This is a genomic window from Pedobacter sp. AC212, assembly GCF_979258625.1.
Genome location: NZ_OZ409870.1, coordinates 43,836 through 65,538 on the forward strand (window position 1 = coordinate 43,836; position 21,703 = coordinate 65,538).

The 21,703-nt window shown below is 36.0% G+C and carries 17 protein-coding genes; 6 read left to right on the plus strand and 11 right to left on the minus strand.

Going from position 1 to position 21,703, the window contains the following annotated elements:
* The 5 genes from ACZZZC_RS00175 to ACZZZC_RS00195 are packed head-to-tail and all read right to left on the minus strand — an operon-like array spanning position 1 to position 6,348.
* The gene (locus ACZZZC_RS00175; RefSeq protein ID WP_463484280.1) at positions 1-939 is read right to left on the minus strand and encodes a glycosyltransferase family 2 protein; all 939 of its coding nucleotides are present in this window, start codon (positions 937-939) and stop codon (positions 1-3) included.
* A gap of 10 nt (positions 940-949) precedes the next feature.
* Positions 950-2,218: a lipopolysaccharide biosynthesis protein gene (locus tag ACZZZC_RS00180; protein ID WP_463484281.1), complete on the minus strand. Its 1,269-nt coding sequence runs from the start codon at positions 2,216-2,218 to the stop codon at positions 950-952.
* Positions 2,219-2,249: 31 nt separating this feature from the next.
* Positions 2,250-3,179, minus strand: a complete 930-nt coding sequence (locus ACZZZC_RS00185) for a glycosyltransferase (RefSeq protein WP_463484282.1) — start codon at positions 3,177-3,179, stop codon at positions 2,250-2,252.
* Positions 3,180-3,209: 30 nt separating this feature from the next.
* Positions 3,210-5,591 (minus strand): GumC family protein, encoded by a 2,382-nt coding sequence (locus tag ACZZZC_RS00190; RefSeq protein WP_463484283.1) that lies wholly within the window; start codon positions 5,589-5,591, stop codon positions 3,210-3,212.
* Between the two features lie 4 nt (positions 5,592-5,595).
* Positions 5,596-6,348 (minus strand): polysaccharide biosynthesis/export family protein, encoded by a 753-nt coding sequence (locus ACZZZC_RS00195; protein WP_463484284.1) that lies wholly within the window; start codon positions 6,346-6,348, stop codon positions 5,596-5,598.
* 663 nt (positions 6,349-7,011) lie between these two features.
* On the opposite strand from ACZZZC_RS00195, the gene ACZZZC_RS00200 reads away from it, so the two are divergent.
* The 5 genes from ACZZZC_RS00200 to ACZZZC_RS00220 all read left to right on the plus strand — a co-directional run bounded on the left by ACZZZC_RS00200 (position 7,012) and on the right by ACZZZC_RS00220 (position 12,492).
* Positions 7,012-8,100, plus strand: coding sequence for a glycosyltransferase (locus tag ACZZZC_RS00200; RefSeq protein ID WP_463484285.1), 1,089 nt, complete (start codon positions 7,012-7,014; stop codon positions 8,098-8,100).
* Between the two features lie 433 nt (positions 8,101-8,533).
* Entirely contained in the window at positions 8,534-9,352 is an 819-nt protein-coding gene (gene rfbF / locus ACZZZC_RS00205) for a glucose-1-phosphate cytidylyltransferase (RefSeq protein ID WP_463484286.1), read from the plus strand.
* Positions 9,353-9,475: 123 nt separating this feature from the next.
* Positions 9,476-10,564 (plus strand): NAD-dependent epimerase/dehydratase family protein, encoded by a 1,089-nt coding sequence (locus ACZZZC_RS00210; RefSeq protein WP_463484287.1) that lies wholly within the window; start codon positions 9,476-9,478, stop codon positions 10,562-10,564.
* Positions 10,565-10,575: 11 nt separating this feature from the next.
* On the plus strand, positions 10,576-11,136 hold the full coding sequence (gene rfbC / locus ACZZZC_RS00215; protein WP_463484288.1) for a dTDP-4-dehydrorhamnose 3,5-epimerase: 561 nt from the start codon (positions 10,576-10,578) through the stop codon (positions 11,134-11,136).
* A 12-nt stretch (positions 11,137-11,148) separates the two neighbouring features.
* On the plus strand, positions 11,149-12,492 hold the full coding sequence (locus ACZZZC_RS00220; RefSeq protein WP_463484289.1) for an NAD(P)H-dependent oxidoreductase: 1,344 nt from the start codon (positions 11,149-11,151) through the stop codon (positions 12,490-12,492).
* A 681-nt stretch (positions 12,493-13,173) separates the two neighbouring features.
* Here ACZZZC_RS00220 and ACZZZC_RS00225 read toward each other — a convergent pair.
* On the minus strand, positions 13,174-14,577 hold the full coding sequence (locus ACZZZC_RS00225) for an exopolysaccharide biosynthesis polyprenyl glycosylphosphotransferase (RefSeq protein WP_463484290.1): 1,404 nt from the start codon (positions 14,575-14,577) through the stop codon (positions 13,174-13,176).
* 144 nt (positions 14,578-14,721) lie between these two features.
* Complete coding sequence (locus tag ACZZZC_RS00230) at positions 14,722-15,372, minus strand: response regulator transcription factor (protein ID WP_463484291.1); 651 nt, start codon at positions 15,370-15,372, stop codon at positions 14,722-14,724.
* Between the two features lie 430 nt (positions 15,373-15,802).
* On the opposite strand from ACZZZC_RS00230, the gene ACZZZC_RS00235 reads away from it, so the two are divergent.
* Positions 15,803-16,558, plus strand: coding sequence for a sensor histidine kinase (locus ACZZZC_RS00235; protein WP_463484292.1), 756 nt, complete (start codon positions 15,803-15,805; stop codon positions 16,556-16,558).
* On the opposite strand, the gene ACZZZC_RS00240 is transcribed toward ACZZZC_RS00235, so the two are convergent.
* The 4 genes from ACZZZC_RS00240 to ACZZZC_RS00255 form a co-directional block, all read right to left on the minus strand.
* Positions 16,555-17,115 (minus strand): serine acetyltransferase, encoded by a 561-nt coding sequence (locus ACZZZC_RS00240; protein WP_463484293.1) that lies wholly within the window; start codon positions 17,113-17,115, stop codon positions 16,555-16,557. The genes ACZZZC_RS00235 and ACZZZC_RS00240 overlap by 4 nt on opposite strands.
* Positions 17,116-18,255 carry a glycosyltransferase gene (locus ACZZZC_RS00245; protein ID WP_463484294.1) on the minus strand — a complete coding sequence of 380 codons (1,140 nt, stop codon included), beginning with the start codon at positions 18,253-18,255 and terminating at the stop codon, positions 17,116-17,118.
* A 327-nt stretch (positions 18,256-18,582) separates the two neighbouring features.
* Positions 18,583-20,190, minus strand: a complete 1,608-nt coding sequence (locus ACZZZC_RS00250) for a gliding motility protein RemB (RefSeq protein ID WP_463484295.1) — start codon at positions 20,188-20,190, stop codon at positions 18,583-18,585.
* A gap of 90 nt (positions 20,191-20,280) precedes the next feature.
* The gene (locus ACZZZC_RS00255; RefSeq protein ID WP_463484296.1) at positions 20,281-21,672 is read right to left on the minus strand and encodes an undecaprenyl-phosphate glucose phosphotransferase; all 1,392 of its coding nucleotides are present in this window, start codon (positions 21,670-21,672) and stop codon (positions 20,281-20,283) included.
* Positions 21,673-21,703: the final 31 nt, after the last annotated feature.

A 21,703-nucleotide genomic window follows, 5' to 3' on the forward strand; every position in this document is an offset into this window, starting at 1 on the left:
TTAATTTTTTAGCTTTAATGATCTGAGCATGAATTTACCTAGCGTTTTATCGTACAGAATCTTGATCGGGCTTCTTCCGCCAAGGAAAAATTTGCGCCCATGATAAGCATCAAAATCATACTCCGAATGGAAATAGTCGGGCCCCGCCAATTCGCCAACCATTTCTGTACGTGCCCGGTGATGCGCCGTTGTTGCTTCACTGAAATGTTCGCCAACATCGCCAATATTGGTAATTAAGTTATCTACCGGAGTAATGCATAAACCCTTATTCTTAAAAATTGCAAATTGCCATTGGTAATCCCAGGTGTGCTTTTTATCTTGGTGGTAAATGTCGTTAAACATATATTCCCATCTTTTTATCAATGGAAAATAATGATCTAGCATTTCATCCAGCAGTCGCGTTTTACTAAAGTTGGGCCACTCTTTAATTAAAAAATCATACTTATTCCAGGCTCGTTTCCAAGTAGCCCAGCCCCAAATGTGTCCATATTGGCTGAAAAAATAATTTTTATCGCCTTTAATTTCGAACTCCTCATTCCACCGCGTTCCCGCAATATGCATTACTCGATCATCATCAGCATATTCTTCTAACAGATTATCACAAAAAGGAAAGAAAGATTGTGAGGGCAAACAGTCATCTTCAAGGATTATCAATCGTTCAGTTGTTTCAAAAGCCCAGCTAATTGCCCCAGATACGCCTGCACCGCAGCCCTGATTTTCGGTATTGAACTTTCTCACCACCTCACAATCCCAATCAATAGCATCGAACAAATCTCTTGTTTCATTAATTTTAACGCTATCGGTTTCATATCTGGCTTCTCTTGGGCCATCTGAAAAAATATACAACCTATCTGGTTTATAATTCCTTATTGCATCGAAAACGTGTTTAGTAGTATCCGGGCGACTGAAAGTAACGAGCAATATTGGTGTCTTTTTCATATCATTCAATTTAATTCAACAATACTGTTTTATAATTTCTAAACTTTTTAACGATGAAGATGCTTTGCAGGATAATTAGAAATAAGTAAGAAATAACGGACACGAATGCCACGCCTATCTGCTTAAAATAAATACTACCAACAAAATAGGCCACTATGCAAAATGCAGCTGTAGTACCATTAATAATAAGGTGGAGCTTAGTGGCCTGTAACGCATTAATAATGGCGTCGAACATTGAAAAAATAATCATTAAGCCGCTGGTTACCACTAATATGTTAGCATAAATAACAGCTTGAGGGTATCTACCATTGGTTAAAAAGTTAATGATGAATGGTGAGACTAGCCAAAAAGTAACCACACTTAAGATCACAATTACAATTAAAAACATAGACGTATTTTTTAGCGCACCAACATTCTTTTGGCTGGCATATTTATATATATCGGGTTCAAAGGTTTGAAAGAACGGAAACAAAGCCGTATACACATAAGTAGAAATGCCTTTGCCGATATTGTATAAACCCATTTCCTTCGGATTTCCTAAGCGTTCGAGAACGATGTTGTCAAAACCAATTATTGGAATATAAAGTAAAGATGCAGGCAGCAAAGGAAGTATCACCTTTAATGCGCTTTTCAGTATTTTCCTATCGATATGAAATTTCAATCCTTTATAGATATGAATCATAGACAAAAAGAAAAAAGCTATTTCAATGATTAGTAATCCAGCCATTCTTCCAGCAAGATTCATATTTAACTCCATGATTAAATACAGCCCCAATAAGGTAGAAAGCACTCTATAGCCTGATACAATGAAAAAATAAGAAAGTGGCTTTTCGCCCAAACGGTAGTTTATTTGGAGAAAGTTTTTATAAACACCAATTGAGCCTGTAACAAATGTTAAAACGGCAAAAGGGTAGAATGGCACCTGCGAATTTGAAAACCTAAAAAATAAAATAAAGCCACCGTAAACCAGTGGAAGAAAAATAAGATTCCACAAAAGCAATGAAGAGGTTAGGGTTACAAGCACCTTTTTCCTGTCTTGATCACCGTAGTAAACAGACATATAATAGGTGGTGAAAGATAAACTGAAAAAGATATTGATAAACCCCATCAATGAGGTGTAGTAACCAAAGTAACCAAATTCTTCGGCAGTTAAATACTTCGCAAACAATGGCGATGTAAACACCGAAACGCTAAAATTGATGATAGGAACAAGAAGGTAAACGCCAGTGGTTTTTATCTTCGATTGTATTTTAGTTTTTTTTGCTGAGTCGAATTTCAACGCACCCTTTAAAATCATTATTGCCTCTAACCTACCCATTAGTTACCAGCGAATCTAAGGTGACAAACCTTTCAAGTGGATTTGTAAATAGCGCTTTCATAATGGCATCGCCCGATAATTGTTCGTTTGTATGCTTTTTATGTTGTTCAATAATTACCTGAACATAGTTTTCTCTATCTCTGTTTAATTTGAATAGTGTATTTTTTCTAATGTATTCTGCATCTACCTGTCTTGCAATCAAATTCTCTACCCCCTTTTTAATTGCGGTTGGATTATCATCTACAATTAAGGTGTAATCGGCATCATAGTATTCTGTTCTTCCTCCTGTGCTTTTTGTGCTAACCACAGGAATCCCCGACAACATATACTCTAAACTTGCCAGCATTGGTCCCTCTTCTTTTGAAAGACATAAACCCACTCTAGATTCATTAAAAAGCCTGTTTTTTTCGGCAACATTTTTCCAGTTCCTGTTAAAATCCGCATGCTTCATTTCAGGATAAGCGCCATGTAAATCATTCTCTCTTGTACCTGCTCCTTGCGTATAGGTTAAAATATAAATGCTTTCAACCGCTCTGGCTAAGCCAATTCTTTTAAAAGGAATAATTTGAGCTGCGTAAATAGCATCGTACTTTTTTTCTACATTTTCTACAAAATAATCATTGTCATTTGTATAAATGTAGATCGGGCATTTCATACCGGGAATATTGAAAATATTACGATAACTATCTTCCGAAGTGGAATTACACATCATCATTGGCTTTACTCCAAACTTTTTAAGCTTTCTAAAAAAGAGCTTTTTTTCAAGCATCTTATAAACTTTTGCATGGTTCCAGGTAAGATGAACCAGCGCAATAATATCCTCATTATTATTTTTCCTGGCGATTTCTTCCAAGGCTTCATAATCTTGAATACCGATAATTTTCGGATTTTCACTTAGCTGATAGGCACCTCTAAATAACATTACTTGGATTGGTTTAGGTTTGATTACGAATTAAAATCTACTCTTAAAATCACTAAATAAATTACTTACGATACTCTTTTTTGAGTTGCTGTAGTACGATTCGTCGTAGCTGTATCCATAGCCATATTTCACTCTCTCGATAGAATTAAATACTACATATGGATTTTTCAGATGGCCTTCGTCTTTTAATGTTTTTAAAAATTCCATTTCAGACTTTTCGGTGTATCCCTGTCTAACCACATAAAGTGTTACGTCGGCCAACTTTGAAAGCAATATTGCATCTGGTACCAAATGCACCGGTGGACTATCAATAATAACATCATCATATTGCTCAGCAAGCTTCTTTATCAAGTCTTGCAGTTGCTTTGTTTCGAGAAGTTCAGATGGATTATCAACAATTTCACCACAGGAAATAATATCTAGATAGTCGTTTACAGCTGTTTTCTGTGTAATTTGTGTAAGGGTTGCTTTGCCATTTAGATAATCAGTCACTCCTCTTTTATCTTCAGCTAGCCCGAAATATTTAGCAATTTTTGGCTTTCTCAAATCCAACTCAACAACCACGGTTTTTTTCTGTGCCAGTGATAATGCAGCAGCAATGTTTACACTGGTAAAGCTTTTTCCTTCTTTTGATACACTTGAAGTAACAAGCGTAATACGACCAGAATCGGTTTTGTTGTGGAGATAATAAAGTTTTATTCTCAGCGCCCTTAATTGCTCGCTAACTGCGTTAAGCGTGTTTTTTCTAATAGCAATCTTTTCCTTTCCACCTTCGTATGGAATTTCACCAACTACTTTCACTTCAGCTACTTTAGTAATATCGTCGGCGTTTAATATTTTATCAGATAAAGCAGTGCGTCCATAAATGAAGCCAACGGGCATACCTACGATAAAAACGAGCGACAACAAAAACACAAAAGGTTTTCGGTTTTTCGGAATTTCTGCATAAGCATCATCAACAATTCTGTTGTTTGATAAATTGGCTGCATATTTAACTGCAACTTCTTCGCGTTTTTGAAGCAAATAAGTATAAGTATTTTCCTTACTCAACTGCTGCCGCTTGATATTAACCAATTGACGTTCCTCTGTAGGAATATCTCTGATCGAAGCCTCGAACTGATTGTTATAGGTTTGCAATTTACTTCTGGCATTTTGCAAATTTTCTTTTATATTCCTAACGCTCTCTTTAATTGCACCTTTTGTCGTTTTAATCTGCCTGTTAATCGGGTCAAACTCAGGATTGGTTTCAGGCATATTTGCTGCCATTTTATCGTGCTCCAATTGCATTACGCTTAACCGCTCAACCGCATTTAATAGCGCTGGATCATTTACTCCTATTGTTGACGGAATCTTATTTCCCTCTCTTGATGAATTGACATATTGATCAATACCATTAATTACATTTAACTGCAAGTTGATTTCGTTCAGTTTTGAATCATTTGCCTGCAAGTTTTGTAAACTAATTTCAGCTTGTGAGCTAATATCGGTTAATCCTTTGCTGCTTTTAAACCCTTCAATACCTTTCTCTGCTGTAGATAATTCTCCCGTTAACGAAGCCAGGCGTTGATCTAAAAATTCAAGTGTTTTTTTCAGTTCTCTATTTTTTTCTGTGGTTGCAGAAGAGTAGTAGTTTGCAATAACAGCATTTAAGATATCCTTTCCTCTCTGCTCATTAATATCTGAAACCGTTAAGTCAATCGATGTTCCCATTCTGCTTGATAAACTCGCATCAATAGCTTTTTGCAAATCCAGTGTTTTGGTTTCCGGATCAGTTAGGGCAATGATCATTACTTTACCTTTGGATTCGTTCAACTTCTTAGTCAGAATAAGTTTCCAATTGCCAAACTTGTCCTGGTATTCCTGACCATAAGTTAATGGGGTAGATTTGCCATCTTTTGTAAGCAAATCGAAATGCTTATTATCAATCAATTTAACCTTAATGCCTTGGTTGTTCAGTTTACCTTTAGTGTTTGTAAGCACAAACTTTACAGGGCTATCGGTATATAAATCACTAGAAGTAAGGGCATCGTTTTTAGTAAACAGACCATCTTTCCTATAATAGGTAACCCAAAGCTGTAAGTCATCTACAATTAAGTTTATTAATTGACGGGATTTTAAAACTTTGATTTCATTTTCAATTAAATCCGGCGAATTGGTACCCATTTCGTCGAGCAAATCGTCTTTACTGTTATTCTGCTTACTATTATCTTTCACAATCATAGTGGCCTTAATTTCATATACCGGTTTATACCGTTTTAGGTAAATAAAAGCTAATGAAACAGTAATGATTAAAGCAATTAAAAATAATGGCCAGTGGAAGAGGTATTTTTTCAAAACTACTTTCCAGTTTTCGCTTTTTTTTGATGTTTCACCCACCATAAAGGTTGTGAACTGGGCTTGTTGAGTACTCATAAAATTACCTGTAAATGTTTGAAAGAACTATTGCGATGATAGATAAGCCAGACAATACAAGTGTAGCTGTTCTATAACCACGATCTACAGTTGCGTATTTTGTTCTATCTGGCTGCACATATATTTCATCGTTGTTACGCACATAATAATAGGGTGATTCGAATATTTTTTTTGAGGTGAGGTCTATCGGAATAAACTGTCTTTTGCCATCTTCTTCTCTCACCAGTATAACACTTTTTCTCATGGCGGTAATGTTTAAATCACCTGCTAAACTCAAGGCTTGAGTAATAGTAGTTCGCTCATTTTGAAGCGTATAAACATTTGGGCGTTCCACATCTCCATACACACTTACCTTGAAGTTTAAAATACGAACGTTAACAACAGGGTCGTTGTAAAACTTTAAAAGCATGACATTCATTTTTTCTTGAAGTTCAGTAGTAGTTAAACCTTCTGCCTTTATGCTGCCAATTACCGGTAAGTGTACATTTCCCTTTGTATCAACCTGATATCCAGGAATAGCATTTTGCTGATTGTTGGGCTCATAACTGAATATGGATGATGATTCCGGCGTTCTGCTACTTACTTTAATTGCTAAAATATCGTTAGGACGGATGGTTAAAGGAGAATAGTTCTTAACTTGTTCTTCAGTTGGAGCACTTCGATTAAGGTCCTGATAATAAGGGATATTTTTATAAGAACCACATGAGCTGATAAGCAATAGCAAAGATGCGATTAAGGGGAAATAATACTTTTTCATAATTAGGAGTTAAGGTGTATCAAATGATTTGGCTTTAAACAAATCACCGATACGAAAGTCACATTTTAGCGCACTTTTATCAATAGCCTTATAGGGCTATGCTTTAAATTGCCTCACTAAAAGTATAATTAAAACTACAAGGACAACAACATTAAAACGGCATTAGAAGAGTAGTGTTTGACTGATTATTATTTTCGAAAGCTTGATTCAAAACCTTAATCGTCTTAGCGTAAAAACACATAAACGATTGATTAACAATAGTTTGAAATATGGAGAAAATCTTAATATCAGAAGAGGAAGTAAGCTCTAAATTTAAACAAAATAGAAATATTGATCTATAAATTTGAGCTATGCGTACCTACTCATAAATCGTTAATTTTAAATATAGCTCTGGTGAAATGACCATGAACGCTTGCATGCATTACACCATTAATATATATTTGCGGTGTGTAAAACCTAAGTATGAATAATACATTAGTAGTGTACAAACAAGAATAAAGTAATAATTATCAAGCAACATTTTAACGCAGCCGCTCATTTCTCTTTATCACCAAAATTCCCTAACCCAATGCATTTACATTCACCATTTATTCTAACCTACTATTAATAGCATAGTCAGATTTAGCAAGCACCAAAAAATCAGTACAAATACTTCCTATTGTTATGAAAATTTTATATTATCACCGTTTTCTAAAAAGCACTGAAGCAAATGCTTTACCTGGGCACTTTTTCAACGGAGTTTTGGGCTTGGATCAATTTGGAATCAAAGTTTCTTATATAGAAAACTCATATTTAGGCAATCGAATATTACTGGCATTAAAAGTAGCTTTCGAAATCATTTTTCACAGTGAATCCTTCGATTTAATTTACGGGAGTACACCTTACGGATTGGAACTTTTAATTTTACTGAGAAGCATTGGTTTATTTCGGAAACCGATCGTCATCTGGCAACACCGGGCAGTAAAATCATCACAAAATGAGTTTATAAATAAATTACTTAAACTTTACTACAATGGCCTTGATAAGATGATCATGTTTACCAATAAACATATCGAGGAAACATTGGCCACTAAACTTACAACTTCTGACAAACTGATTCAAATGCAGTGGGGTCCGGATACTGAGTATTTTGATGGCATTATTAATGGCAACAAAAAGGAAACCAGCAATAATTTTTGTTCAACTGGAAGAGAAAATCGTGATTTCCCAACGCTTATAAAGGCATTTTCAAGCGCTCCTAGAAGCACTCTCAAAATATATACTACCAAAGTTCATGGTTCCATGAACAATGAAAAACTATTGATGGGATATGCTGATAGGCATGAAAACGTTATGGTGAAAATAGTTGAAAATAAAAACACCAATAAGTTTTTGGCTAATGAGGTTTATAAAAGTATTTGCGCAGTGGTATCATGCAATGAGCATAACTATACTGTTGGCCTAACCTCGCTATTAGAAGCAATGGCGCTTAAAACCGCTCTTATTACGTCCGATAATCCTTACTTTCCTTTTGATGTGGAGAAAGAAGGTTTTGGAATTAAAGTACCTTATGGAGATGCAGAAGCCTGGAGATCGGCGATTCAATATATTACAGATCATCCAGATGAGGCAGTAGAAATGGGCCTAAAAGCAAGGAAATTTATTGATGAAAAATGCAATTTAAACTTGCTGACTTACAACGTGGCAAACTGTTTATATACGGTTACTAAACGGGAAATGATCACACCTCAACCAATTAAGGCAGTATCCTAATCCGCATTTCTAAAATCTGCACCACAATAACATTAAGCGCACCCATTTTTATTCTACCTTTAGTATCGTTCATCCTTAGCCATATTACAGGCCACCATCTGTTTTCGGCATTAACCATTTGCTTGTAAATAAACTTTCTTCGAAGCTTCTGCTGAATGAAAACATTTCGGCAATAACCACTTCTTAATCTCCTCAATGTAGTATTAAAGGGCTATTGTTTAGCCCCCTGATATCAAATAATTTAGTGATAAGCTCTCAAAATCAAGAAAATAGCCTATCTACTTATGTAAAGCATAAAACTGTCTTTTTTATTAGTTAATACCTAGGTCCGTTGCGTTAAATAAAGTAGCATCAATAGTATTAATCACTAATCGATAAACGGTTGAGCTGTCTTGAAATTGAGCCAAACCAGAACTAAGAAGAATTAAATATTATGAAAGCAGTTATTATGGCTGGCGGGCTAGGAACCCGTATCAGCGAAGAAAGCGGTGTGAGACCCAAACCTATGGTAGAAATTGGCGGCAAACCTGTTCTTTGGCATATCATGAAGATTTACTCATGCTATGGCATAAATGATTTTATTGTTTGTTGTGGATACAAGGGTTATGTAATAAAAGAGTATTTCGCTAATTATTGCCTTAATAACTCGGATGTCACTTTCAATATGAAAACCAACACCATGGAAATTCATAAGAATGAAACTGAACCCTGGAAAATCACATTAGTAGATACCGGCCATAATACAATGACAGGTGGAAGATTAAAGAGAGTACAAAAGTACCTTGAAAATGAAACTTTCTGCATGACTTATGGAGACGGCTTAAGTGACGTGGATATTACGCAAGCCATTAACTCCCACAAGCTAAATGGTAAATATGCCACTTTAACAGCTGTCCAACAACCGGGCAGATTTGGAGTTTTTAATCTTGGAGAAGGAGAAAACTTGGTGAATTCGTTTCAGGAAAAACCTGATGGTTCTGAAATGCCTTGGATAAACGGCGGTTTTTTTGTTTTGGAACCGGAGATCTTCGATTACATTGAAAGCGATGATTCTGTATGGGAAAAAGAGGCAATGGAAAATCTTGCCAAAGACGGCCAGTTAAGTGCCTACAAACATACCGGCTTTTGGCAGCCCATGGATACTCTTCGCGATAAAACCGTATTGGAAGAATTATGGCAACAAGGGAAAGCACCTTGGCACTGGGAATCGCTGTTACATAATATAGCAGTAGCTAAGATAGCGGCCGTTTAAAAAATCCATAATTATTATAGTAGGAAACCCTTAAGCTTTTTCAAACCAAAACTTGGGATGTTAAAATCTGATACCTGCCTTTAGCGGGGAGGGTTTCATCACCACAAAATCAATTAATTCCAGATGAAAATACTTATTACCGGAAACATGGGCTACATTGGCCCGGAAGTAGTTGCGCTGTTGCGCAAAAATTACCCAGATGCCACTTTAATTGGTTATGATATGGGGTATTTTTCTTCCTCACTTACCTACGCATCCTATCTACCTGAAAATCAATTAGACCAACAAATTTTTGGCGATGTGAGATCTGTAGATTTAGCGCTTTTGGAGGGAGTTGATAAAGTAATTTATTTGGCTGCAATATCAAATGATGCCATGGGTAACCGTTATGAAAATGTAACCTACGACATCAACTTCAAGTCGGCCATATACATTGCAAGTTTAGCAAAATCTGCGGGCGCAAGTGCTTTCGTATTTGCATCAAGCTGCAGCATGTATGGAAAAGCAGATGGACCTGCAAAAACCGAACTTTCGCAACTAAACCCACTTACCGCTTACGCAAAATCAAAAGTTTATGCAGAGCGTGATTTGGAATCGCTTGCTTCAAGTACTTTCTCTATTACCTGTCTAAGGTTTGCTACTGCCTGCGGCATGAGCCCGAGGCTAAGACTAGATTTAGTTTTAAATGATTTCGTAGCAGGTGCGGTAAGTAGTGGAAAAATCAAAATTCTTAGCGATGGAAGTCCGTGGCGCCCATTAATTCACATTAAAGATATGGCCAGGGCGATAAACTGGGCAATAACCAGAGACAATAATGCCGGTGGTGAATTTTTAGCGGTTAATGCGGGAAGCAGCAGATGGAACTATCAGGTAATTGATTTAGCAAAAGCTGTTGCACATGCTATTCCAGGAGTACAGATTGATTTAAACAAAAATGCTACCCCTGATGAGCGATCTTATAAAGTAGATTTCTCACTTTTCGAACAACTCGCACCAGAGGCACAGCCCTTATGTAATCTAAACGATACTATCGAAGAGCTTTACAATGGGCTTAATGCAATGGAGTTTGACAACATAAACTTCCATAACTCACCATATATGCGGTTAAGAATCCTTAATGACTTGCAGGAAAAAAATCTTCTTAATGAAGATCTGGAATGGAAGTTTAAATCGGTTTCCTCCAAACAAAAGCAACCAACTTTAACCTTTTAACAACAACAAAAATGAACTTCACAGAAACAAAATTAAAAGGGGCTTACGTTATTGATATTAAGCCAATGGTTGATGAACGTGGTTTCTTTTCCAGATCATACTGCAGCGACGAGTTTAAAGAGTTTAACTTGAATACTAACGCTGTTCAAAACAATATCAGCTTCAACATAAAAAAAGGAACGCTTAGAGGTATGCATATGCAAAAAGCACCCTTTGAAGAAACGAAGCTTGTTCGTTGTACAAGAGGGTCTATATATGATGTGATTGTGGATATGAGAGAAGACTCTGAAACCTTTAAACAATGGATTGGAGTAGAACTTACAGCAGACAACTATAAGATGTTGTATGTTCCTGAAGGTTTTGCCCATGGTTTTATAACGCTAGAAGACAATACGGATGTAACTTATCAGGTGACAGCATTTTACACGCCTGGATTTGAACAATGCTTTCGTTGGGATGATCCTTCGTTCACTATCAAATGGCCGATAGAACCTGTTGTAATCTCCGCAAAAGATCAGGCACACGCCTTAATAAATGAGGGCGTTAATGAATCTAATCACGAATCTATTTAAAATCTAATCCTTATGATTATAGTTGATAATGCCCTGGCTAAATTACAGGCACAAAATAAACCCATTAAAGTAGGGCTGGTAGGGGCTGGTTTTATGGGTAGAGGTATTGCATTGCAAATTTGCAAATACGTACAAGGCATGGAGTTGGTAGCCATTGCAAACCGAAGCCTCGATAAGGCAAAGTTTGCCTACAACCAGGCCGGAATTGAAGAAAGCCTGGAAGTGAGCGATGCAGCAGAACTGGATAGGAATATACTGAATGGCTTATATAGTGTAACATCAGACCCAACAATACTTTGTAAAGCAGCGGGTATCGATGCAATTATAGAAGTTACGGGAGCGGTAGAATATGCTGCCACGGTAACGCTTTGTGCAATTGAAAACAAAAAGCATGTGATATTGATGGATGCAGAATTGGATGGAACAGTAGGTCCTATTCTGAAAGTTTATGCTGATAAGGCAGGTGTAGTAATTACCAATGCTGATGGAGACCAGCCAGGAGTAATGATGAATTTGTATCGCTTTGTAAAAACCATGGGTGTAAAACCTGTACTAATTGGCAACATTAAAGGCTTACATGACCCCTATCGCAATCCTACTACGCAAAAAGGCTTCGCCGAAAAGTGGGGACAAAATCCAGTGATGGTAACTTCCTTTGCTGACGGTAGCAAAATATCTTTTGAACAAGCCATTGTTGCAAATGGAACCGGTATGCGGGTTTCTAAAAGAGGAATGATTGGCCCAACTGTTCCATCAGGCACACATTTAAAAGATGTACTTGATCAATATCCACTAGAAGAACTTACTGAAGGACCGGGTATAGTAGATTACATTGTTGGCGCCGAACCTTCGCCTGGTGTTTTTGTTTTAGGAACACATGATGATCCTATTCAGCAACATTACTTAAATCTTTATAAACTTGGCGAAGGACCACTTTATTTATTTTATACACCGTATCACCTTTGTCATTTTGAAGTACCTCAAACAGTAGCAAGGGCAGTTTTGTTTAAAGATGCGGCACTTACCCCTTTAGATAAACCTTATGTTGAAGTAGTTACCGCAGCGAAGATCGATTTAAAAGCTGGCGAAGTATTAGACGGAATTGGTGAATATATGACTTATGGTCTTTGCGAAAACGCTGATCTTACCTATGCCGAAAATTTATTGCCTATTGGAGTTGCAGAAAACTGTATCCTGAAACACAATATCCAGAAAGATCAGGTGTTAACCTATGATGACGTAATCCTTCCCGAAGGTAGATTGATTGATAGATTAAGAAAAGAGCAGAATGAGTATTTTAAAATGGGAGATACTATTGATGAAGCTAGTGAAGCACTTACCTCTGCTACCATTTAAGCACTAATTTATAGCAGGGAGAAAGTATAAAGGCTTCAGTAACTTTTACACAAGAGCAGCCAGGTAGATTTTACCTGGCTGTTTTTTTTATAAAACGCACTAAGCGGAATACCTATTACTATAGATTTAGTGGTTCCTGTCTCTCACCTTTTTTGTTTAATGAGACTAAGGAATGGACTCAAAAATACGATTATCAAAAGGTTAAACATTTTTTCCGCTCACCTCAGGCTTTATCCCATTAATTATGTGCTCTTTAATTACCATCATCGCACAATTACATTTTTGTAAATGAGCTAAGGTAGCTAGACACGGAGTTACGTTCCATTTTGAAGATCATTTTCTCTATTTTAAGTAACCGTTATAACCGAACAACTGATGAATTAAAACCAGGCGAATCTTTAAATAAAACTCCTTTTAGCTGTCACTCACACAAGCAGGCATTCTTAAGTATACTTAAGCTTACCGAACAAAATCTTATACAATTAGCTCAATATTAATTTACCTACAGGAGAAATAGTAATCTGTCAAACAGAAAGGCTTACAAAGAAAAAGTATAACCTATTTTAGTAAGATGGCAATTGAGGGAGAATTTGCCAGGAAGAAAATATAATAGTAGCTGCTTGTTTCTTTTAAGAAGGTTGGTGTAAAGAAAATGAATTCAATACTTTAATAAGTATATGCTTAAAAAGCATTTTCTTCACCACCTAAAGCATTGGTTACTGTCTTGTATATGATTTTAACATCAAGCAGTAAATTCCAGTTTTCCATATAGGAGATGTCATGTTTAACACGACCTTCCATTTGTCCATGTTCTTTGGTCTCGCCGCGGAAACCGTTCACTTGAGCCTGCCCTGTAATCCCTGGTTTTAAAAATTGACGCACCATATACTGATCAATGATTTGACGGTATTCTTCTGTATGCTTAAGCATATGCGGCCGAGGTCCAACAACACTCATTTGCCCTAGTAATACATTAAAGAACTGTGGTAGTTCATCAATGCTGGTTTTACGCATAAAAGATCCTATTCGGGTTACTCTAGGGTCATTTCTGGTTGCCTGCTGGGTATTACTGTTTGAATTAAGGCGCATACTTCTAAACTTGAAGCAATTGAAAGGTTTATTATCTCTACCAGACCGCAATTGCCTAAAAATTGGATTTCCTTTGGATTCTATTAAAATGAGTAAGACGATAATTGGAAACAGCCACGAGAGTACAAAAAGAATAACTGATAAGCTAAAGAAAATATCGAAGCCCCTTTTAATAATTCTATTTCTCAGTTTAGTTAATGGTTCAACTCTATTTACCAGGATCGGGATTCCATCGTAATAATTAGTCAATTTATAATTTGCTCTACTAAAAGCTTCCTGATCGCGTTTGTAGTGCATAAATGAAGTAACAAATCTTATTCTAACACAATTTTGTTCCGCCAAAGCTAATACCTTGTCTAAGGCAGGGCTTTGCTTCGGAAACACAGTTGTATAAACTTCATCCAATTGATTTTCTATTGCGTATTTTATTGAATTGTGCAAGTTATCTACTGGCTGATCATCAACAATACCCAATGCATTTAAATCTCTAAATGAGCCGGCAAAATTTACAGTAAGTTCATTTTTAAGAAAAAACCGCTCCAGGCGGTAACCGAGTTCATGATCTCCAATAATTGCAATTTTCCTTTTGAACAAATCCATTTTCAAAAAGTACCGGTCAGATACGTAGATCATTAAACGAATGGTGATGAGAAATAACAACTGCGCTGCAAAAAGATAGAATAACGACACGGCAGTGTTTAATTCAAAAATAGGTTGCTGAATAAGCAAAAGGGTTAAGACAATATAAACTGCGAAAGTAAAAATCCCCTTTTTATATAAAATATTTGGTTTTTGAACATTTGAAAAGGTATATGTTCCGCAAATTAAAGCCGCAATCAGATAAGAAATATTAATTGAAATTAAAACCCTGGCCGCCCCATCTATAGCGCCCTTTAAAAAACCGAAAAAATAAATAACTGCAAACGAACAATTAATCGCTAAGGCATCTAAAATAACCAGTAAAGTAATCAGCAAGAAAACGTGACGGCTCTTCATAGCGGGTGTGTGTTTTATTAATTTCTATCTCAAATGAGGTTAATGCAATCTAATTTTGTTGATGTAAATTAATGATATCCTACACTCGTAAACAATAGCCCAAAAGGGCCACCTGTCTTTAAGCCACCCTTAAAACACTATTATTTAACTAAATCTTGGCAGAGAGGAGTTTACACTGTATTGATTAAATTTATTTAAAGCTTCGACTTTGTTCTGTACATGCAACCTTTTGTAAATGTTTTTACAATGGTTCTTTACCGTGTTTGGACTGATACACAGTTGATCAGAAATTTCTTTGTAAAGCATCCCTTTACTTAATAACGATAATACTTCCAATTCTCTTTCTGATAAGCCAAAAGAGGTCGGGTTAGCTTGTTTGCCATTTAACAAGCCAATAACTCGTTTTGCAATATATGGACTCATTGGAGCACCGCCTTCATAAAGTTCAGTAATTGCACTATAAATTTCTTCCATGCTTGAGCCTTTTAAAATATAACCAGATGCTCCTGCTTTTAATGCGTTAAAAACGTTTTCATCATTTTGATAGCTGGTACACATTAAAAACTGCGTTAAAGAAAGGCTCGATTTTGCTTGATTTATAAACTCAATACCAGATTCTTTATTCAATTTGATATCTATAAGGGCAACATCAGGTTTATCAAGATGCATTTTCTTCAATGCATCTTCTGCGGTTGAATAAACACCTTTTATTTCAAAAGTTTTATTGTTTTCGATTGCTTTAACGAGCAAATTGCGGTATTGCGCATGATCTTCTAAAATAGAGATAGTAATCATATTATTCTGGGATTAGTAATTAATATGGTTTGACAACAACCTTTCCTCAAGAGCTAAGAATAACTTTTTCTAATAGGGGTAGAAAAAGCTAAATACTTATAAACCCAAGAAGTTAGGGACATACATTTTGAGTGATGATAAAGTCATTCCTCGAAATTTTTGCTAAGTTAGAGTCGCAGTATTAAAACACAAAGAAAATGTATGCCCTTTTTAATCACGTAGTTAGCAAAAATTTTGATGCATAACCCCGATATAGAATGCCACGTTTTAGATCACAATTATAATACGAAAAAAACCATCATCATTGTATATATTTGTATTATTTAACCTACTTTACGAACGAATTATTATGAATTTCTTTTTTATATTCTGCTATCTTAACTACAATCTATTGATTGGCCAGCCAGATTTGATCTGGATATTGATTATCATGATTATCTTAGTCTCAATAATCGTAGTACTCATTTTTTTTCCAAAAAATAAATTTTTACGTAAATACAAAAGTGAGTATTTAGCCCAGAGTCAAGCAATTAAATTAGAAAGACAAAGGATAAGCGAAGAACTGCACGACGAACTCGGCTCTGGCCTTTCGGCAATCAAATTATATTCAGAATTATTAAGTAAAAATCACAGTGAAATCCCTGAATTAAAAGAGATTAATATGATGATTAAAGACATTTCGGTAAAAATAAATGACATAATTTGGACAACTAGCACTGAAAATGATCAATTTGACAGTGTAATTTTCTATATTGATGAGCAGTTAGCTAAATTATTTAAACATTCAGACATAAATTTTAAATCAAAACTCCCAGAACACATTCCTTTCCTTAAAATAAAAAGTGAAAGCCGTAGAAATTTCTATCTTTTAGCAAAGGAAATAGCACATAATACCCTAAAACATTCAAACGCAAGCAAAGTTTCTTTGGAATTAATGATAGCTGAGGACATGATTACGCTGATAATTAAGGATAATGGAAAAGGATTTGATCCTATTTCTAACGGGAACGTTGGAATGGGTTTATCTAATATCAGGCTTAGGGTAAAAAGACTAAATGGAAGTTTGACTATCGAGAACTACAAAGGAAGTAAGGTAACAGTAAATATGCCTATTTCGGATAATTTCTATCAGGAGATTAAGAAAGCAAACCCAACCTTTTTTGGCAGGCTTTGGGATAAATATTAAAAAATATCGAGGGTGTTTCCTTCTATCAGATCTTTATCAAGCGGAAACTTATAGATCATTTTCAACACTACAGTTGGGTTTCCTCCGACTACACAATAACTTTTTATATTTTTTGTAACCACTGCACCGGCGCCTATAATTACATCATTACCAATATGGACGCCACCTATTATACTGGCATTAACGCCTATATCAACATTGTTCCCAATTATCGGTGATGGTCCTAACGAACCATCTTCCTTTTTTTTACTGCTTATCGTAGTAAGATGTCTGATCGTACAATTATCACCAATCCTGGCAGTTCCAGTAATTACGGAACCAAAACCATATTCCAATTTAAAATTTTTTCCAATTGCCGCCTTTGGATCAATTTCAACACCTAGCAACCATCCAATAACAACTTTATAGATGAGCAAATACCAACAAAATATAATTTTAAGTAAAATATATTTACTCACAAATGAGGCACACCTAAAGGCAATCATCACAAATCTGCCTTTAACATTGTATTGATTGCTATTCCAATCTTGGAAAACATAGCTATTGGTAATGCTCATTTATCTTGAATATAGGTACGTTTGTGAATGCTGAGGATCATGCTGATCTTCATTTTGTAAGGCATCAATATGATCCAGATATTGATGTAATACAACATTCCAATTATAAGTTTCGGTGATTTTAACCTGATTTCTACTGATCCATTCCGCATAACCTTCCGCTTTATCTTTGGTTGAAATCAGCAAGTCTGCTATTTGATTTACGTTACTAAAATAAAAAGCATCATCACCTAATATATAACGGCTGGATAGGCTATCATAAGCAGACACTAAACAGTTAGCAGCCATCGCTTCTAGTAGTAAATGAGTGGAACCATCAGCGGCATCACCATAAAAATAGAGGTTGGAGTAGTACCTTAAATGATTGAGCTTATCTGCATCATAAATACTGCCCAGGAACTTAATATGTAAATGATTGCGGTGCTTTTCTTGTAAATACCTACCAAAACGCGTGGAACAGTTGCCCACAACTAAAAATGTCTTCTCGGTTTTTGAATCAATTACCCCAGTCAAAATCATATCTGCACAACTATCTGCTTCCAGGCTGCCTATGTACATATGATAATCAAACGGAACTAATCCATATTCACCTAATGGCTCTTGGTTTTTCGGCTCGAAAGATTCTACCCCTTGGGGAATAAATCTAACCTGCTTATTGTGCTTTCTTTTCAAATACTCATTTACGTCTTGCGAATCTGAAACTATTGAATCACTATAATTAGCAGCTAATTTTTGAGCAAGCTGAAGAACTTTTGCAGCGAGGATGCTATATCGGCTACGTTTCCATTCTAAAGAATATATATGGGAAATTAGGGAAACATCCTTAGGAACCAACCAAGACCAAATGGAAGATGTTGCACCAAATTGAAGAACCAGATCACAGTGTTGAGTTCTTAACCCCCTGTAGCAATAGTAATCATATATAAAGTTACCAATCGCTCCCAGTTTAAATTCTGGATCATAAACCGGAACAAGATTGATACCTTTCCAACTTGCTTTCTGATGAGGATGATTATGCGAATTAAATACGATAACTTCATGTCCTGCCTCCACTAAACCAAGCGCAATAAATTGAGCACTCTTCTCAAATCCCCGATAAAAATCGGGTATCCCTCTTGTACCAATTATAGCAATTTTCATTATTTCCTCTGCTTGAATTTGTTAGATAATAGGGCATTACGTGATGCCAGGCTCACCTAGATTACAATCATAAAATTATCTAAAGGCATGGCGCCTATCAATAGCCCTTAAATACTAGGTTTTAGAAGGCGCTGAGAAAGAAGTGACGGTAGAAACCCAACTTTAATTGTGTTGAGCGGCATCACCTCGTTTTGGCAATGCCTGTTATCAAACTTTGAGAATATTATAATTAATAACAATCTACACCAGGTGAATCAATCACTATCAAAACAAAAACCCCACCTAATCTAAATTAAATGGGGCTCTTTTATGTTAGTAAAAACGATGTTAAAAGTCGGTATAAAGATTTCTGAATGAACTTCTTAATCCAAAAGTGATTAAGCCAGTATTGTTTTTAGCTAAGGAATTACTTTCGTTTCTATAAATGCCCCCAACCTCTAGGCGTAGATTATACTTTGGGTTGATGATATAAGCTACCCTTCCTTCGGCATAATAAAGATCTGTACGTAATCCCTGTGAAGTAAAGTTACCCGTTTGTTTGATTGCTTCGGCATATGGAATACTCAAATCCCGACCATAATCCTGACCATTCAAACTCAAACCATATTTTGCATATTGCAATTGGCCAGTAAAATCAAATCTTTTCCAGGAGTAGTTAACAATTCCTAATAACTCTCTAAAGTTTGCCCCTAAACGATGAGCGAGTGGCTCTGCGAAAGAGGTATAATTAACGATTTGGGTACGGCCGGTATAGGTATAAGGTTTAGCAGTATTGTACTCTAACAAATAATTTAAATTTTCGATTTTAAAAATGTCAGCACCTCTTATCCCCAGTTGCCATCCGTATTTATTCCGTGGACTTCCATTACTGGAAAAGAAATTGCTCGCTTCAAATTCATCTAAAGAGAACTGACCATATGCAACAACTTCTTTTGCAAATTTATATTTAGCTGTTAGGCCTATCATGGAATTATCAGGAGAACCACTTGAAGCCTCTACAGGGCGGAGGAAAATTACCGGGTTGGCATAACCCCAATCAAAACCTCTTTTATTTCCTAAATCATCAGTTTGACCCCAAATAATGGAATCGAAAAATCCAATAGATAATCGGTTATTTACATTCCAATCTAAGTAATGAAAAACTCCACCCTTCTTACGATTTCCTGCTTCGTATGATAATTTTGGAACGGAAGGATCTTGCATCGAAGCCCACAATGCCATATATTGAACATTACCTAAATTTCCGGTTAACTTTAGAAATGGATAAGGTGAAGAAACATCTGATAATAACATGGAGCGATAACCATCTCCAATAAAGTTTTTATCGTAACCTGCTGTAATATTGAGATACTTAATTGGTGTGTATGAAATTAAGGCTGTTACGTACGACCAATCAAGAGACATTTTACCTGCGTTAGATCCATAATCTCTATTGTAAGACTGCCCAGGAACAACGTTCAAAGATCGGGCGTAATCTGTATAATATTTAGCAAACCTTCCCTGGTTCTCAAAGCCGCTGGTATAAAATGAAAATTTCTTACCTACTGTTCCACCAACCTGATAACCACGTGTATTTAACCATAAATTTTGCTTTCCAGAAAAATCCTTTCCTATTTGAAAATCAGGCAGAAAATCGGCATACACGGTAAATTCTGGTTTACGAATATCAAATAAATGCTCATTGAATAACTTTCGGGATACCCATGAATGACGAGAAGAATCTATGCCGACACTTAAAAGTTGTTCACCTCTTGCAAGAAGCAAGCTGTCATCAATAAAAAAAGGCTTTAAACTGCTATGGAAGCGGGTATCTGTATTGTATACCTCTTTATTTAATTTTTGGTAAAATTGATATGAATAAGGTTGGTATTGAGATTGGGCTTGAATTCGACCAGCTAAAAATATTAATAGGAGGATGGTAAAAATTTTCTTCATTAACATAAATTTATAATTGAATGATTTTGCAAAGGACGGAAAATTATTTGATTCGCTCCTTTTTATAATTCAAATGTGGCTTAAACTTACCTAATTCGCATTTTTATGCCCGAAAATAACCTGCCAAATAGTTAGGAATGTAATTTTAAGGTCGAGTAATAACGACCAGTTTTCCAGATACCAGATATCTGATTTTACGCGTTCTTCCATCGAGCCATCCTCACGGGTTTCCCCTCTAAAACCATTCACTTGCGCCCAACCCGTAATGCCCGGCAATAAAAAATGTCTTACCATAAACTGATCAATGAGTGCAGAGTATTCTGCCGTATGCTGAAGCATATGTGGACGAGGACCAACAACAGACATTTCGCCCATTAATACGTTAAAGAACTGAGGCATCTCATCAATACTTTTTCTTCGCATAAAGGCTCCTAAGCGGGTAACCCTAGCGTCATTTGCACTGGCTTGCTTTGAGTCTGCGTCGCTGTTCACATACATGCTTCTAAATTTTAAGCAGTAAAAGGGTTGATTATCTTTACCTGATCTAAGCTGTCTAAAAAAAACGGGGCCTTTCGACTCCATTTTTATCAAAATAGCCAAAACAGGGGCTAGCCAACTCATTACAAATATGATAATGAACAGAGAGAAAACGACATCGTAAAGCCTTTTAATAATCTGGTTGCTTAGAATTTCTAGCGGCTCCGTACGCGGGCTTAAAACAGGTAAGTGCCCATATAATTGAACCATTACGTTTTTCTTGAAATAGTCTTTTACATCAGGCACAAGCTTAAAACGTATAAGTGCTTTATCTGCCTGACGCATTAACGTATCGATTTTAGCCAATGCCCTATCTGGCAAAGCGCAATAAATTTCATTGATATTGCTATCTTTCACATAGTCGATGCACTCATTCACTTTTCCAATTACATAGGTAAGGTTTTGCTTTTCTGGGGCATCGTCAAAAAAGCCAACCACTTTATATCCTAAATGGGTGTGCTTTTCCAAATAATTTTTTAGGTCCAAACCTAAAGGTCCGGCCCCAACAATAACCACCTTTTTGTAGTTAATTAATTTTGCCCTGCTCGATCGCCTTAAAAGGAGAAAAACAATTTTACCTATCAGAAACAAGGGGGCGAAAATAAGCCCTGCATAAACTATTAACCGGCTGGATACGTTAAAATCACGAAGATAGACAACCAAAACGAAGATGATAACGCCTAAAAAAACAAGGCTCCACAAAGATTGTTTGATGGTAGGAATGGCATCCTTAACAAACATGTCCTGATAAATTTTGGTGATCTGAGTAACATTAAACCAAACAAAATTAATGAGCAGGATATGGAGAAAATTAATCCCCCTTCCATCAGCAATACCGAAAGTATCATAAGCAATTGCATATCCTAGATAGCCAGCTAAATTGACTAGAAGAAGATCTATAAGGATACTTATCGTCTTAAAATAAGTACTATTACTTTCAATCATTGATGTGGTAGAAATTTTGGCAAATATAGTT

Excerpts from the sequence above, each read along its gene's own strand:
- ACZZZC_RS00240 (WP_463484293.1), bottom strand. The coding sequence starts at position 17,115 with ATGAGCATTACCAATAGCTATGTTTTCCAAGATTGGAATAGCAATCAA.
- ACZZZC_RS00195 (WP_463484284.1), bottom strand. The coding sequence starts at position 6,348 with ATGAAAAAGTATTATTTCCCCTTAATCGCATCTTTGCTATTGCTTATC.
- rfbC (WP_463484288.1), top strand. The coding sequence starts at position 10,576 with ATGAACTTCACAGAAACAAAATTAAAAGGGGCTTACGTTATTGATATT.
- ACZZZC_RS00225 (WP_463484290.1), bottom strand. The coding sequence starts at position 14,577 with ATGAAGAGCCGTCACGTTTTCTTGCTGATTACTTTACTGGTTATTTTA.
- ACZZZC_RS00175 (WP_463484280.1), bottom strand. The coding sequence starts at position 939 with ATGAAAAAGACACCAATATTGCTCGTTACTTTCAGTCGCCCGGATACT.
- ACZZZC_RS00220 (WP_463484289.1), top strand. The coding sequence starts at position 11,149 with ATGATTATAGTTGATAATGCCCTGGCTAAATTACAGGCACAAAATAAA.
- ACZZZC_RS00250 (WP_463484295.1), bottom strand. The coding sequence starts at position 20,190 with ATGAAGAAAATTTTTACCATCCTCCTATTAATATTTTTAGCTGGTCGA.
- ACZZZC_RS00255 (WP_463484296.1), bottom strand. The coding sequence starts at position 21,672 with ATGATTGAAAGTAATAGTACTTATTTTAAGACGATAAGTATCCTTATA.
- ACZZZC_RS00185 (WP_463484282.1), bottom strand. The coding sequence starts at position 3,179 with ATGTTATTTAGAGGTGCCTATCAGCTAAGTGAAAATCCGAAAATTATC.
- ACZZZC_RS00235 (WP_463484292.1), top strand. The coding sequence starts at position 15,803 with ATGATTATCTTAGTCTCAATAATCGTAGTACTCATTTTTTTTCCAAAA.
- ACZZZC_RS00210 (WP_463484287.1), top strand. The coding sequence starts at position 9,476 with ATGAAAATACTTATTACCGGAAACATGGGCTACATTGGCCCGGAAGTA.
- ACZZZC_RS00230 (WP_463484291.1), bottom strand. The coding sequence starts at position 15,372 with ATGATTACTATCTCTATTTTAGAAGATCATGCGCAATACCGCAATTTG.
- ACZZZC_RS00200 (WP_463484285.1), top strand. The coding sequence starts at position 7,012 with ATGAAAATTTTATATTATCACCGTTTTCTAAAAAGCACTGAAGCAAAT.
- ACZZZC_RS00190 (WP_463484283.1), bottom strand. The coding sequence starts at position 5,591 with ATGAGTACTCAACAAGCCCAGTTCACAACCTTTATGGTGGGTGAAACA.
- rfbF (WP_463484286.1), top strand. The coding sequence starts at position 8,534 with ATGAAAGCAGTTATTATGGCTGGCGGGCTAGGAACCCGTATCAGCGAA.
- ACZZZC_RS00245 (WP_463484294.1), bottom strand. The coding sequence starts at position 18,255 with ATGAAAATTGCTATAATTGGTACAAGAGGGATACCCGATTTTTATCGG.